13 protein-coding genes are annotated in these 14589 nt (G+C 64.3%); 12 read left to right on the forward strand and 1 reads right to left on the reverse strand.

Going from position 1 to position 14589, the window contains the following annotated elements; all coding sequences use genetic code 11:
* Positions 1–108 precede the first annotated feature (108 nt).
* Positions 109–2277, forward strand: a complete 2169-nt coding sequence (gene katG / locus ACTXGA_RS12885) for a catalase/peroxidase HPI (protein ID WP_443394243.1) — start codon at positions 109–111, stop codon at positions 2275–2277.
* Positions 2278–2414: 137 nt separating this feature from the next.
* Here katG and ACTXGA_RS12890 read toward each other — a convergent pair whose 3' ends face one another.
* Positions 2415–3032, reverse strand: a complete 618-nt coding sequence (locus tag ACTXGA_RS12890) for a TetR/AcrR family transcriptional regulator C-terminal domain-containing protein (RefSeq protein ID WP_443394245.1) — start codon at positions 3030–3032, stop codon at positions 2415–2417.
* Positions 3033–3171: 139 nt separating this feature from the next.
* Here ACTXGA_RS12890 and ACTXGA_RS12895 point away from each other — a divergent pair, with 139 nt between their 5' ends.
* The 11 genes from ACTXGA_RS12895 to ACTXGA_RS12945 all read left to right on the forward strand — a co-directional run bounded on the left by ACTXGA_RS12895 (position 3172) and on the right by ACTXGA_RS12945 (position 14556).
* On the forward strand, positions 3172–3636 hold the full coding sequence (locus ACTXGA_RS12895; protein WP_443394247.1) for a (2Fe-2S)-binding protein: 465 nt from the start codon (positions 3172–3174) through the stop codon (positions 3634–3636).
* Between the two features lies 1 nt (position 3637).
* Complete coding sequence (locus tag ACTXGA_RS12900) at positions 3638–5818, forward strand: xanthine dehydrogenase family protein molybdopterin-binding subunit (RefSeq protein ID WP_443394249.1); 2181 nt, start codon at positions 3638–3640, stop codon at positions 5816–5818.
* Between the two features lie 249 nt (positions 5819–6067).
* A complete protein-coding gene (pcaF, locus tag ACTXGA_RS12905) occupies positions 6068–7270 on the forward strand; it encodes a 3-oxoadipyl-CoA thiolase (protein WP_443394251.1) in 1203 nt (400 codons plus the stop codon).
* Between the two features lie 22 nt (positions 7271–7292).
* Positions 7293–8270 (forward strand): 1,2-phenylacetyl-CoA epoxidase subunit PaaA, encoded by a 978-nt coding sequence (gene paaA / locus ACTXGA_RS12910; RefSeq protein ID WP_443394253.1) that lies wholly within the window; start codon positions 7293–7295, stop codon positions 8268–8270.
* Positions 8267–8602, forward strand: coding sequence for a 1,2-phenylacetyl-CoA epoxidase subunit PaaB (gene paaB, locus ACTXGA_RS12915; RefSeq protein ID WP_323772368.1), 336 nt, complete (start codon positions 8267–8269; stop codon positions 8600–8602). Before paaA ends, paaB begins: the two co-directional genes overlap by 4 nt.
* Complete coding sequence (paaC, locus tag ACTXGA_RS12920; protein WP_443394255.1) at positions 8602–9363, forward strand: 1,2-phenylacetyl-CoA epoxidase subunit PaaC; 762 nt, start codon at positions 8602–8604, stop codon at positions 9361–9363. The genes paaB and paaC overlap by 1 nt, the downstream gene beginning before the upstream one ends.
* Positions 9364–9369: 6 nt before the next feature.
* Positions 9370–9828 carry a 1,2-phenylacetyl-CoA epoxidase subunit PaaD gene (gene paaD / locus ACTXGA_RS12925; protein ID WP_443394257.1) on the forward strand — a complete coding sequence of 153 codons (459 nt, stop codon included), beginning with the start codon at positions 9370–9372 and terminating at the stop codon, positions 9826–9828.
* 12 nt (positions 9829–9840) lie between these two features.
* Complete coding sequence (gene paaE, locus ACTXGA_RS12930) at positions 9841–10908, forward strand: 1,2-phenylacetyl-CoA epoxidase subunit PaaE (RefSeq protein WP_443394259.1); 1068 nt, start codon at positions 9841–9843, stop codon at positions 10906–10908.
* An 11-nt stretch (positions 10909–10919) separates the two neighbouring features.
* Positions 10920–11681 carry a Phenylacetic acid catabolic protein gene (locus ACTXGA_RS12935; protein ID WP_443394261.1) on the forward strand — a complete coding sequence of 254 codons (762 nt, stop codon included), beginning with the start codon at positions 10920–10922 and terminating at the stop codon, positions 11679–11681.
* A gap of 65 nt (positions 11682–11746) precedes the next feature.
* A complete protein-coding gene (paaZ, locus tag ACTXGA_RS12940; RefSeq protein ID WP_443394263.1) occupies positions 11747–13783 on the forward strand; it encodes a phenylacetic acid degradation bifunctional protein PaaZ in 2037 nt (678 codons plus the stop codon).
* A complete protein-coding gene (locus ACTXGA_RS12945) occupies positions 13783–14556 on the forward strand; it encodes a PaaX family transcriptional regulator C-terminal domain-containing protein (protein ID WP_443394265.1) in 774 nt (257 codons plus the stop codon). The genes paaZ and ACTXGA_RS12945 overlap by 1 nt, the downstream gene beginning before the upstream one ends.
* Positions 14557–14589 lie beyond the last annotated feature (33 nt).

Raw genomic sequence — 14589 nt, forward strand, 5'->3', positions numbered from 1 at the left:
GGGCGAGTCGCCCCAAGACGCCAGACGCCTGCCTCACGGGCGCAAAAGATGACAGCGCAGCGTGGGCCCGGCGGCCTGCTCTGCCATGATAGACCAAGGGAGAGCATCATGGACGGTAACGATATTGGAGCGGGCAAATGCCCGGTCATGCACGGCGCACTGACGGCCTCGGGGCAGTCCGTGACCGATTGGTGGCCGAAGGCGCTGAACCTCGACATCCTGCACCAGCACGACACCAAGACCAATCCGATGGGCGAAGGTTTCGACTATCGCGAAGAGGTCAAGGCGCTGGATTTCGACGCGGTGAAGAATGACGTCAAGGCGCTGATGACCGACAGCCAGGACTGGTGGCCGGCGGACTATGGCCATTACGGCGGTCTGATGATCCGTCTGGCGTGGCACTCTGCCGGGTCTTACCGTCTGGCCGACGGCCGTGGTGGTGGCGCGTGCGGCAACATTCGCTTTGCCCCGCTGAACAGCTGGCCGGACAACGGCAACCTCGACAAGGCGCGCCGCCTGCTGTGGCCGGTCAAGAAGAAGTACGGCAACAAGCTGAGCTGGGCCGACCTGATCCTGCTGGCAGGCAACATGGCCTACGAGTCGATGGGCCTGAAGACCTTTGGCTTCTCCTTTGGCCGCGAGGATATCTGGCACCCGGAGAAAGACACCTACTGGGGCGCCGAGCGTGAATGGCTGCCGCCGTCGGACACCCGTTACGAAGACGTGATGAAGCCGGAGACCATGGAGAACCCGCTGGCCGCGGTTCAGATGGGTCTGATCTACGTGAACCCCGAAGGCGTGAACGGCCAGCCCGATCCGCTGAAGACCGCCGCGCATGTGCGCGAGACCTTTGCCCGCATGGCGATGAACGACGAGGAAACCGCAGCCCTGACCTGCGGCGGCCACACCGTCGGCAAGACCCACGGCAACGGCGACGCAGGCACCCTTGGCGCCGAACCCGAAGCGGCGGATCTGGAAACGCAGGGCTTTGGCTGGGTGAACCCCAACTTGAACGGCAAGGCGGCCAACGCCGTTACCTCGGGTCTTGAAGGGGCGTGGACCAAGGAACCCACCAAGTGGGACATGGGCTATTTTGATATGCTGTTCGGCCATGAGTGGGAGCTGACCAAGTCGCCCGCCGGTGCCAACCAGTGGAAGCCCATCAACATCAAGGAGGAAGACATGCCGGTCGATCCCAGCGATCCGACCAAGCGCGTCATGCCGATGATGACCGACGCCGACATGGCGATGAAGATGGACCCGACCTATCGCGCCATCTGTGAGAAGTTCATGGCCGATCCGGCCTACTTCGACGAGACCTTTGCCCGCGCCTGGTTCAAGCTGATCCACCGCGACATGGGCACCAAGGACCGTTACATCGGCCCGGACGCGCCGCAGGAAGACCTGATCTGGCAGGATCCGATCCCGGCAGGCTCGACCAGCTATGACGTGGGTGCGGTCAAGGCGAAGATCGCCGCAACCGGTCTGTCATCGGCAGAGATGATCGCGACCGCATGGGACAGCGCGCGGACCTTCCGCCAGTCTGACCTGCGCGGCGGTGCCAATGGTGCGCGCATCCGTCTTGCACCGCAGAAGGACTGGGACGGGAACGAGCCGGCCCGTCTGCAAAAGGTGCTGGCGGCGCTGGAGCCGATTGCCGCCGAAACCGGCGCGTCGGTTGCGGATGTGATCGTGCTGGCGGGCAACGTCGGTCTGGAACAGGCGATCAAGGCCGCCGGTCTGAATGTCACCGTGCCCTTTACCCCGGGCCGTGGCGACGCGACGGCTGAGATGACCGATGCGGAGTCTTTCGACGTTCTGGAGCCGGTGGCCGATGGCTTCCGCAACTGGGTCAAGAAGGACTACATCGTCACCCCTGAGGAGCTGATGCTGGACCGGGCGCAGCTGCTGGGTCTGACCGCGAGCGAGATGACCTGCCTGATCGGCGGCATGCGGGTGCTGGGCACCAACCATGGCGGTTCGGCGCATGGCGTCTTTACCGACCGTGTGGGCGCGCTGACGACGGACTTCTTCGTCAACCTGACGGACATGGCCTACAAGTGGGTTCACAGTGGGGATGGCACTTATGCGATCCAGGACCGCAAGTCGGGCCAGACCAAGTGGACCGCGACGCGTGTGGATCTGGTGTTTGGCTCGAACTCGATCCTGCGGGCCTATGCCGAGGTCTATGCCCAGGACGATAACGCCGAGAAATTCGCCAAGGATTTCGTGGCGGCCTGGACCAAGGTGATGGAAGCGGATCGCTTTGACGCCTGATCCGATCTGATCGAAAAACAAGGGGCGCCCCGGGCAATCGGGGCGCCTTTTTTCATGGGTGGGTTTTGGGTGTCCACGCGTGGCGCCCAAGTTGACGCAACGTCTTCAATGGGTTCCAGAGGCGTTTTTACCAAGGGTTAGGATTTGGCCGTCTCTGCACCGTAGCGGCAGAGCATGAAATCCACGCTGCTTTCGACAATTTCGCCCATGCGCGTTTCGCTGACCTGCGTGCCGGTCAGAACCGCCGGCCAGAAGGCGCGGGACTTGATGAGGGCGAGGAAATCGCTGGCCGCGTCGTCCGGATCGTCGATCCGCAGCGCGCCGTCTGCTGCCGCATCGCGCAGCAATGCCGCAAAAACCGGCGAATGTTCGATCTTGCCTTGCGCCTCTGCCGCCATGTCGGGGCTGCGCAGCGACTCGGAAATGATCATGCGGGCCATGGCGATGATGTCGGGGGTCAGCAACAGCCGCGCCTCTGCCCAGGCCAGATCGGTCAGTTGCTGGCGGATCGGCGCACCGGGCCGATAGCGGAACTCTGCCAACCCGCTGAACCGTTCGGACAGTTCCGCCACGATGGAGCGAAACAGATTTTCCTTGCTTTCAAAGTACTTGTACAGCGTCCGCTTGGACACTTCGGAGCGCGCGGCGATCCGGTCCATGCTGGCGGCGGCAAAGCCGTTTTCCTGAAACTCGGCGGTGGCCGCCTCTATGATGGCGGCAAATTTGCAGGCGTTGGGTTTGAAACACTCGTTCATGCCCTAGCTATACGCGGGTGCGGAAGATAGGGCAATTTCCCCAAGTAAACTTTTCAGTTTACAGGTCGGCGCGCCCGCGCTAACGTAAACTCGCCAGTTTACCAATTTATGGCGAACAAGCGCGAACGGGAGATTTCCAATGGCTTTTACCCTGAAGCTGAACGGCACCACGCATGAGGTGGATGCCGAGCCCGGGACACCCTTGCTGTGGGTGATCCGGGACGAACTCAAGATGACAGGAACGAAATTCGGCTGCGGTGTCGCGGCTTGTGGCGCCTGCACCGTGCATCTGGATGGCGAACCGGTGCGGTCCTGCCAGACCTTTGTCGAGGATGCCGAAGGCGCAGAGATCACGACCATCGAGGCGATGGCACAGGACCCGGTCGGGGCCGCCGTGCAAAAGGCCTGGGTCGAATTGGACGTGGTCCAGTGTGGCTATTGCCAGTCCGGGCAGATCATGTCCGCCGTGGGCCTGTTGAGCGAGAACCCCAAGCCCAGCGTCGAGGAAATCGACGAATACATGTACGGCAACGCCTGCCGCTGCGCCACCTATCAACGCATCCGGGCCGCCATTCAGCGCGCGTCCGAGATCATGGAGGCCTGAGATGACCCTGACCACATCCCGCCGAGGCTTTCTGCGCGGCGCTGCCGCCGCTGCCACCGTTCTGTATGTCGGCGCGCGCCCCGATGGCGCATTGGCTGCCGGGCATGAACCGTCGATGCTGACGCCTTTCGTCAAGATCGGCTCTGACGGGTCGGTGACGGCCATCGTCAAACATTTCGAAATGGGGCAGGGGCCGTCCACCGGCCTGACCACGCTGATCGCCGAGGAACTGGGCGTGACGATGGACCAGATCGGGTTCGAATTCGCGCCGTCCAACCCCGAGCTTTATAACAACCTGTTCTTTGGCCCCTTTCAGGGCACTGGCGGGTCCACCGCCATGGCGAATTCGTTCATGCAGTATCGCAACGCGGGTGCCGCGGCGCGCGAGATGCTGATCAAGGCGGCGGCAGAGGCATGGGGCGTCGATGCCGCAGATCTGCAGATCGCCGAGGGGGTGATTTCCGGTGCCGGGCAGTCTGCGCCCATCGGTGAGTTTGTGGCCGCAGCGGCGGCGATGGAGCCCCCGGCAGAGCCGCGCCTGAAAGATCCGTCAGAGTTCACGCTGATCGGCAACCCGGCGGTCAAGCGCAAGGACAACGACCCCAAGACCACGGGCCAAGCCAAATTCGCCATGGACGTCATGCTGGACAACCAGATGGTCGCGGTGATCCAGCGCAGCCCGCGCATGGGCGGCACCGTGGCCGGGTTTGACGACAGCGGCGCGCAGGGCCTCAAGGGGTTCATCCGCGCCGCGACCCTGCCCAACAAGGCCGGTGTCGTGGTCTTTGCGGAAAACACTTGGGCCGCCTTGCAGGCGCGTGAGGCGCTGTCCATCGATTGGGACGACTCTGCTGCCGAAATGCGGTCCAGTTCCGACGTGAAGGACCAGTTGATCGCGGCGGTGAACGCCGAACCGGAATACAACGTGACGGGCGCGGATCTGTCGGCGACTCAGGCGGCGCTGGACGCGGCGGAGACGGTGATCGACCGGACTTATTACTTTCCGCTGCTGGCCCACGCCCCGATGGAGCCGCTGACCTGCACGATCGAGCCCACCGCCGATGGCGGCGTGATCCTGCATGACGGGGCTCAGATGCCGACGGGGCCGCATATGGCGCTGTCGAACATCCTCGAACTGCCGATGGAAAAGGTGCAGGTGAACACGATGTTTGCCGGTGGCTCCTTTGGCCGTCGCGCGACGCCGTCCGCGGACTATCAGGTGGAGGCGGCGCTGGCCTTTGCGGTCACTGACCGGACGCGTCCGGTCAAGCTGGTCTGGTCGCGTGAGGATGACGTGACGGGCGGCTATTACCGGCCTGCGGTGGCGCACCGGGTGCGGGTGGGGCTGGACGCCGAGGGCCGCATCACCGGCTGGGATCACCGGGTTGCGGCGCAGTCGATCATGAAAGGCACGGCCTTCGAGGGGATGGCGGTGAAGGATGGTGTTGACCACTCTGCGTTGGAGAGCGTGCCGGACACGCCCTACGCGCTGCCGGGCATGTTTGTCGGGCTGACGGATGTGGCCAAGGCGACCTCTGTGCTGTGGTGGCGGTCGGTGGGCAATACGCACACCGCCTATGTCATGGAAACCATGATGGATGAGGCGGCGGCTACCGCCGGGCGCGATCCGGTGGCGTTCCGGTTGGACCACCTGACCGGGGATGGGGCCGATCAGCGCCGTCTGGCAGAGGTGCTGACCAAGGCCGCCGATGAGGCGGGCTGGGGCCTGGCGCCAGAGGGGCGCGCGCAGGGGATTGCCGTGCACAAATCCTTTGGCAGCTACGTGGCCGAGGTGGTCGAGATCTCCGGCTCTGCCGAGGAGGGCGTGAAGATCGAAAAGGTGACCTGTGCCGTCGATTGCGGCATCCCGGTGAACCCCGACGTGATCAAGGCGCAGATGGAAGGCGGGATCGGTTATGGTCTGGGCCATGTCATGCGCGATGAGATCACGCTGACCGAAGGGGTCGTCGATCAGTGGAACTTCCCCGATTACGAGCCGTTGCGGATCAGCGATATCGCCGCCATCGACGTGCATATCGTGGGCTCTGGTGAGGCGCCTTCGGGCGTTGGAGAGCCGGGCACGCCGCCCGCCGGTCCGGCGCTGGCCAACGCGATTGCCGCCGCGGGCGGGCCGCGTGTGGTCGAACTACCGATGGTGAATGCCGGGGTCAGTTTCGCCTGACTTGATCGTGGCTGGATGAAAATGCGCCCGTCCCCTTGAGGGGCGGGCGTTTTTTTGTTGGCGTGGCGCGGTTGGGGACGGGTGGGAAATCCTTGCGTGATGGCACGGGGCGGGGCAGCGTGAGGTTGGAGGGGGTTGGTTTGCGTTACAGAAAATTCCACTTCAGATAATTCTGTAACTTTTTGTTGTGCGAATCCCCGGAATGCCGTATCTCGACCGTGTGGTCGATTAATGGGAGGAGAGTCGTTCATGGCAGCGTTCATCTGTGACGGGGTCCGCACGCCGATCGGTCGCTATGGCGGGGCATTGTCCTCTGTCCGGGCGGATGATCTGGCGGCCTTGCCGATTGCGGCCTTGATGGCGCGCAATCCCTCGGTGGACTGGTCGCGCGTGGACGAGGTCATCTATGGCTCGGCCAATCAGGCGGGCGAGGACAACCGCAACGTGGCGCGCATGGCGGCGCTGTTGGCGGGACTGCCGGAGGATGTGCCGGGGACCACGGTGAACCGTTTGTGCGCGTCGGGCATGGATGCGGTGGGCTTTGCGGCGCGGGGGATCAAGGCAGGGGACTATGACCTCTGCATTGCCGGTGGTGTCGAAAGCATGAGCCGCGCGCCTTTCGTGATGCCCAAGGCGACCAGCGCCTTTACCCGGGCGAACGCGGTTTTTGACACCACCATCGGCTGGCGGTTCGTGAACCCGAAGATGAAGGCGATGTACGGCACGGATTCCATGCCGGAAACCGCCGACAATGTAGCCGCCGATTACAACGTCAGCCGCGAAGATCAGGACGCCTTTGCGGCCCGGTCGCAGGCCCGCTGGGAGGCGGCGCAGGCGGAGGGGTTGTTCGCGGATGAGATCGTCCTGGTCGAGGTGCCGCAGCGCAAGGGCGATCCGGTTGTTGTCGATACTGATGAGCATCCGCGCCCCGGCACCACAGCCGAAAAGCTGTCCAAGCTGAAGGGTGTGAACGGCCCGGATCTGAGCGTGACGGCGGGCAATGCCAGTGGCGTGAACGACGGGGCGGCAGCGCTGCTGTTGGCGTCGGACGCGGCGGTCAGCGCGCATGGTCTGACGCCGATGGCGCGGGTTCTGGGCATGGCCTCTGCCGGGGTGGCGCCGCGCGTGATGGGGATTGGCCCGGTTCCGGCCAGCCGCAAGGTGCTGACCCGCCTTGGACTGAGCATCGACCAGATGGATGTGATAGAATTGAACGAAGCCTTTGCGGCCCAAGGGCTTGCCACGCTGCGCGAACTGGGTGTTGCGGACGACGATCCGCGTGTCAACGCGCAGGGTGGGGCGATTGCGCTGGGCCATCCGCTGGGCATGTCCGGCGCGCGGCTGGTGCTGACGGCAGCGCACCAGTTGCGGCGCAACGGCGGGCGCTATGCGCTCTGCACCATGTGTGTGGGCGTCGGCCAGGGGGCGGCGATCGTCCTCGAACGGGTTTGAGAATACGAGCAGGGAGGCTCAGATGTACGCACAGATGATCAAGTCGGAAGCGTCTCGGGAAGACCCGGAGAAGCTCGCCGAATTTCAGGCCCGCATAGACGCGGGCGACAAGATCGAGCCCAAGGACTGGATGCCGATGGGCTATCGCAAGACGCTGATCCGGCAGATCGGCCAGCACGCGCATTCCGAGATTGTCGGCCAACTGCCCGAAGGCAACTGGATCACCCGCGCGCCCACGCTGGAGCGCAAGGCGATCCTGCTGGCCAAGGTGCAGGATGAGGCGGGGCATGGTCTGTACCTGTACTGCGCGGCCGAAACGCTGGGCGTGACCCGTGATGAGCTGACAGAGATGCTGTTGGACGGGCGGATGAAATATTCGTCGATCTTCAACTATCCGACGCTGACATGGGCCGACATGGGCGCGGTTGGCTGGCTGGTGGATGGTGCGGCGATCATGAACCAGGTGCCGTTGCAGCGCACCTCCTTTGGCCCCTACAGCCGCGCCATGATCCGCATCTGCAAGGAAGAGTCGTTCCACCAGCGGCAGGGCTACGACATCATGATGAAGATGGCGAACGGCACGCCTGCGCAAAAGAAGATGGCGCAGGATGCGCTGAACCGCTTTTGGTATCCGTCGCTGATGATGTTCGGCCCCTCGGACAAGGAATCCGTGCATTCCGAACAGTCGATGGCGTGGAAGATCAAGATGAATACCAATGACGAGCTGCGTCAGAAGTTCGTCGATCAGACCGTGCCGCAGGCGGAATACCTAGGCCTGACCGTTCCGGACGAAAACCTGAAATGGAACGAGGAAACAGGGCATTACGAGTTTTCGCAGCCCGACTGGTCCGAATTCTTTGACGTGCTCAAGGGCAACGGCCCGTGCAACCGTGAACGTCTGGCGGCCCGGAACAAGGCCTGGGACGATGGCAAATGGGTCCGCGATGGGCTGCTGGCCCACGCCGAGAAGAAAACCGCAAGAAAGGTGGCCGCAGAATGAGTTCTCCGAATTCCGCATATCCCGACACGCCCGAAGCCACCAAACCCAAGCGCCATGAATGGCCGCTGTGGGAGGTGTTCATCCGCGGCCAGCACGGCATGAGCCACCGCCACGTTGGCAGCCTGCACGCGCCCGACGCCGAGATGGCGGTCAAGAACGCCCGCGACGTCTATACCCGCCGCAACGAAGGGGTTTCGATCTGGGTGGTCGAGGCGCGCCATATCGCGGCCTCGTCGCCCTCGGACAAGGGGCCGCTCTACGAGCCGTCCGAGAGCAAGGTCTATCGTCACCCGACCTTCTTTGACATTCCCGACGAAGTGGGGGCCATGTGATGACCCGCGAAGAGGCGTTTTTCGAATTCCTCTGCCGGATGGGGGACAATCCCCTGATCCTTGGCCACAGGGTCAGCGAATGGTGCGGTCTGGCGCCTGTTCTGGAAGAGGACATTGCGCTGGCCAATACCGCGTTGGACCTGATCGGCCAGACGCAGATGTGGTTGGGTTTGGCCGGTGAGGTCGAGGGGGCAGGGCGCAGCGCCGATGATCTGGCGATGCTGCGCGACGTCTGGGATTTCCGCAACGTGCTGCTGGCGGAACAGCCGAATGGGGATTTCGGCCAGACCATGATGCGGCAGTACCTGTTCGACCAGTTCCATGTGCTGTTGTTGCAGCGGTTGGCAGAGTCGTCGGACGAAAGGGTGGCCGGGATCGCGGCGAAATCCGTCAAGGAGGTGGCCTATCACGTCGAACGCTCGCGCGACACGGTGATCGGGCTGGGCGACGGCACGTCCGAAAGCCACCGCAGGATGCAGGCGGCGCTGGACCTGCTCTGGCCCTTTGCCGGTGAGATGTTCACCGATGACGCGGTCAGCGCGCAGATGGCAGAGGCCGGGATCGCGCCGCAACCGTCGACATTGCGCGCAGATTGGGATGCGGCGGTGCGGGACACGATGGCAGAGGCCACGCTGGTCATTCCCGACAGCGATTTTGCCCATGCCGGCGGCAAGACCGGCACCCGCCATACCGAACATCTGGGCCACCTGCTGACGCAGATGCAGTGGTTGCAGCGGGCCTATCCCGGCGCGACCTGGTAGGCGGCCATGACAGCGACAGTGGATCAGATCTGGGGCTGGCTGGACGAGGTGCCGGACCCCGAGATCCCCGTGATCTCGGTCGTCGATCTGGGCATCGTGCGCGAGGTCACGTTGGAGGGGGATACCGTAAAGGTGGCGGTGACGCCGACCTATTCGGGCTGTCCGGCGACGCGCGTGATCTCGATGGATATCGAGACGGCGCTGCGCGATCACGGGCTGGAGAAGATCCAGATCGAGACGCGCATTGCGCCGCCATGGACCACCGACTGGCTATCCGACAAGGGCCGCGCCAAGCTGGAAGACTATGGCATCGCGCCGCCGTCGCCTGCGGGTGGCCCGGACCGCTGCCCACGCTGCGGATCCGGGAATGTCACCCGTGTGAGCCAGTTCGGCTCTACCCCCTGCAAGGCGCATTGGCGGTGCAACGACTGTCTAGAGCCTTTCGACTATTTCAAATGCATCTGAGGAGGGTGGCCGATGGCGCGCTTTCATGAGCTGACCGTTCGGGACGTGAAAAAGACGATCCGCGACGCCGTTGTGGTGACGCTGGAGCCGAAGACCGGCGGGGATTTCGATTTCATCCAGGGGCAGTACCTGACCTTTCGCCGTGATTTTGACGGGACAGAGGTGCGTCGCTCCTACTCGATCTGCGCGGGCAAGGATGAAGGCATCTTGCAGGTGGGCATCAAGAAGGTCGAGGGCGGGGCCTTTTCCACCTGGGCCAACGAGGAGTTGCAGCCGGGCATGGTGCTGGAGGCGATGGAGCCGATGGGATCCTTTCACACGCCTCTGGACGATGGTGCGCGGCGCAGCTACCTCGGCTTTGCCGGTGGGTCGGGGATCACGCCGGTGCTGTCGATCCTCAAGACGGTATTGGCGCGCGAGCCGGGATCGGACTTCACGCTGGTCTATGCCAACCGGGGCGTGAACACGATCATGTTCCGCGAGGAACTGGAGGATCTGAAGAACCTCTACATGGGGCGGCTGAACGTGATCCATGTGCTGGAATCCGACGCGATGGACATCGAGCTGTTTCAGGGTCGGGTGGACGCGGAGAAATGCGCGGCGCTGTTCGAACATTGGATCGATGTGGAAAACGTCGACACCGCCTTTATCTGCGGGCCGGAACCGATGATGCTGGGCATTGCCAAGGCGCTGAAGGATCACGGTCTGACGGACGATCAGATCAAGTTCGAGCTGTTCGCCAGCGCCCAGCCCGGGCGGCTGGCGCGCAAGGCGCGCGCGGCAGAGGTGGGAACGCAGGCGCAGCGGACACAGGCGACGGTGACGCTGGACGGGACCTCTCGCAGCTTTGAGATGGACAAGGATGTGTCGGTGCTGGACGCGGCCTTGGGCAATGCGCTGGACGCGCCCTATGCCTGCAAGGCGGGGGTCTGTTCTACCTGCAAGTGCAAGGTTCTGGAAGGCGAGGTCGAGATGGTCGCCAACCACGCGCTGGAGGATTACGAGGTCGAGCGGGGTTATGTCCTGTCCTGTCAGGCCTATCCGCTGACCGACCGCGTGGTCGTGGATTACGACCAGTAAGGGAGGGTGAGATGAGCGACGAGATGAACATTGCCGACTACCTGAAACAGGGCGGCAAGCTGACCAACCCTGCAAACGTGCCGCCGCGCTATCGTGCCGAGCTGATGAAGCTGATGAGCACCTTCGTCGACAGCGAACTGGCGGGTGCGGCGGGGTTTGCCGATGTGATCAACGAAGGTCCCGGCATCAAGGAACGCATCGCGGCAGCCAAGATCGTGCTGGAAAAGACCGACCACGCCGACAAGGTGCTGCGCCTGATGGGAGAGTTCGGCGCCAATACCGACCGCTACGCCAACGCCCATCCCTGGACCGACCGCGCGCCGCGCGACACCGCGCCGGGCAACACCCGCAACCAGCACGACATGCGGCTGTCGGTGCTGAACTACCCGCTGGCGGGCTGGGCCGACGCGGTGGTGATGAACCTCTGCATGGGCCATGCGGTGGTGGTGCAGCTGGAGGACATGGCGCGTGCCTCTTACCAGCCGCTGGCCGAGGCCATGCGCGAGGTGCTGCCGGGGGAACGGCGGCACGCGGAACTGGCGGAGGAAGGTCTGACGCGGTTGGCGTCTCAGGGGCAGGGTGCCGCGATTGCCGAAAGCCTCGCCTACTGGCGGCCGCGTGTCGCGGTGATCTTTGGCGACCCGTCCGAGGAACGAATGTCGCAGCTGCGGGCATGGGGCCTGCGCCATGCCGCGGCCGCAGAGATGCGCGCCGACTGGGAGGTGCGGCTGGATGCGGCGCTGAGCCGGCTGGGCCTGACCGAAGCTGCCTGAACGTCGCCGGCTGAACGACACAGTGGATACCGCCGGGCAAAGCCCCGGCAGGAAAGGGAGGAAGGATGAACCTTCTTGACGTGAAGAGCTTTGCCGCCGGGCAATGGATCGCGCCGGGTGCCGGTGCGCGCAACATTGCCAATGCCGTGACCGGCGAGGTCATGGCGCAGGCGGGCAACGATGCGCTGGACGTGCAGGCGATGCTGGACTGGGCGCGGACGCGCGGCGGGTCGGCCCTGCGCGCGATGACCTTTCACCAGCGGGCCAAGATGCTGAAGGCGCTGGCGCAGCACCTGTCGCAGCACAAGGAAGCGCTCTATGATCTGTCCTTTGCCACCGGGGCCACGGCCAAGGATCACCTTCTGGACATCGACGGCGGCATCTCCACGCTGTTTGTCTTTGCCTCCAAGGGGCGGCGCGAATTGCCCGATGCGCAGGTCTATCTGGACGGCGAGATCGAACAGCTGTCCCGCTCCGGCCAGTTCCTTGGCCACCATATCTGCACGCCATTGCAAGGGGTTGCCGTTCATATCAACGCCTTCAACTTTCCGGTCTGGGGCATGCTGGAGAAACTGGCGCCGACGCTGCTGGCCGGGGTTCCGGCCATCGTGAAACCGGCGACGGCCACCTGTTATGTCACCGAACTGGCGGTGCGGCTGATGCTGGAGTCCGGCATCCTGCCTGAGGGTGCGCTGCAGCTGGTTTCTGGCGGGTTGGGCGACATGCTGGACCATCTGGGTGCGCAGGATGTGGTCAGCTTTACCGGCTCTGCCGATACGGCGCTGAAGCTGCGGTCCGCGCCGCACCTGCTGAAAAACGCGGTGCGGTTCGTGGCCGAACAGGACAGCCTGAACGCCTCTATCCTTGGGCCGGACGCGGTGTCGGGTACGCCGGAATTCGATCTGTTCATCAAGGAAGTGCACCGCGAGATGACGGTGAAGGCGGGGCAGAAATGCACCGCGATCCGCCGCATCATCGCGCCACAGGAACAGGTGCCTGCGGTGATCGAAGCGTTGTCGGCGCGGCTGGCGGCTACGGTGATCGGTGATCCTCGGGCCGAGGGCACGCGTATGGGGGCGCTGGTCTCCACCGGGCAACGGCGCGATGTGCTGGAAAAGGCCGCGCTGATCGGATCGGAGGCGGAGCGGGTTTACGGCGATCCCGAGAGTTTCGAGGTGCAGGGCGCGGATGCCGAAAAGGGCGCGTTCCTGACGCCGATGCTGTTCCACTGTGCGGACCCCGATGGCGCGCAGCGGGTGCATGACACAGAGGCCTTTGGCCCGGTGTCGACGGTGATGGGTTACCGCGATCTGGGCCATGCGGTGGCGCTGGCCAATCGCGGCGGCGGGTCCCTTGTGGCGTCCGTCATCACCCATGATCCGCAGGTCGCGCGCGAGGTCGCGCTGGGCGCGGGGGCGTTCCACGGGCGGCTCTATTTCAACAACCGCGACAGCATGAAGGAAAGCACCGGCCACGGTTCGCCGCTGCCGCATCTGGTGCATGGCGGGCCGGGCCGTGCTGGCGGCGGTGAGGAAATGGGCGGCGTGCGTGGCGTGATGCACTACATGCAGCGCACCGCCATTCAGGGCAGCCCCCAGATCCTCAGCGCCATTGGCGAACGCTGGGTACCAGGGGCGGCAGAGGTCGACGCGGGCGCGCATCCCTTTACCCGCACCTTCGAGGCGCTGCAGATCGGTGAGACCCTGCGCGCCGGTCCCCGTGTGATCACGCTGGAGGACATCGCCCATTTCGCCGAGTTCACGGGCGACACCTTTTACGCGCACATGGACGAAGAAGCCGCCGCGAGGAACCCGTTTTTCCCCGGTCGCGTGGCGCATGGTTACCTGCTGCTCAGTTTTGCGGCGGGTCTGTTCGTTGAGCCGAACGAGGGGCCGGTTCTGGCCAATACAGGGCTGGACGGGCTGCGATTCATGAAGCCGGTGGTCGCGGGCGATGAATTGCGTGTACGCTTGACCGTGAAACAGAAAACCCCCCGGAACGAGGAATACGGCGAGGTGCGCTGGCACGTGACGCTGACCAATCAGGACGGGGACAAGGTGGCGGAATACGAGCTGCTGACGATGAACGCCTATGGGGGCTGATGGACGACACGACATTTGACAGAGTGGTGGCCGATCTGCGGGGCGAGGATGCCCCGCGTGTCTGGTCCTTGCTGGTCACCGTCTTCGGCGAATTGGCGCAGGACGGGTCCAGCATCTCGGCCAGTGTGTTGAGCCAGATCACCGCGCGGATCGGGATCAAGCCCGAGGCCATGCGCGTGGCCCTGCACCGCCTGCGAAAGGACGGCTGGATCGAAAGCGAACGGCGTGGACGCAGCAGCGACTACCGTCTGAGCCCCCAGGGCCGGGAAGAAACCGTAAAGGCCAGCCCGCGTATTTACGGCGGCGCGGCCTCCGAGGCCTGTTGGCTGGTACTGTCGGACCCGGGCGGCGACGGCGCCCTGTGTAACCGGGGCGTCTGGGTCACTTCCAATATCGGGATTTTGCCGGCCCTTCCCGAAGGGGCGGAGGTTTTTGCCACGCGGATCGAGGATGGCGCCGATCTGCCCGGCTGGATGCGTGACCGGCTGTGCCCGCCAGAGACCTTGGCGCTGGCCTGTGCGCTGGGCGCGCGTCTGGCGCAGCTGACAGAGGCGCTGGAGTCGGCTCCCGATCCCGACACGCTGCAACAGACGGTGCTGCGGGTGCTGATCGTACATGAATGGCGCAGGATCGTGCTCAAGATGCCGCTACTGCCGGATCATGTCTGGCCCGAGGTTTGGGCCGCTGCGGGATGCCGCGACAAGGTCGCCCGGCTGCTGGCGCTGTTGCCCCGACAGGATCCGGAGGCGCTGAACGCGGCATTGGCCGCCTGAGGGCGAGATGTTGTCACTGACCATTCGGTCAGC

Origin of the sequence: Antarctobacter jejuensis (assembly GCF_052266595.1) — a bacterium.
Classification (GTDB): Bacteria; Pseudomonadota; Alphaproteobacteria; order Rhodobacterales; family Rhodobacteraceae; genus Antarctobacter; species Antarctobacter jejuensis.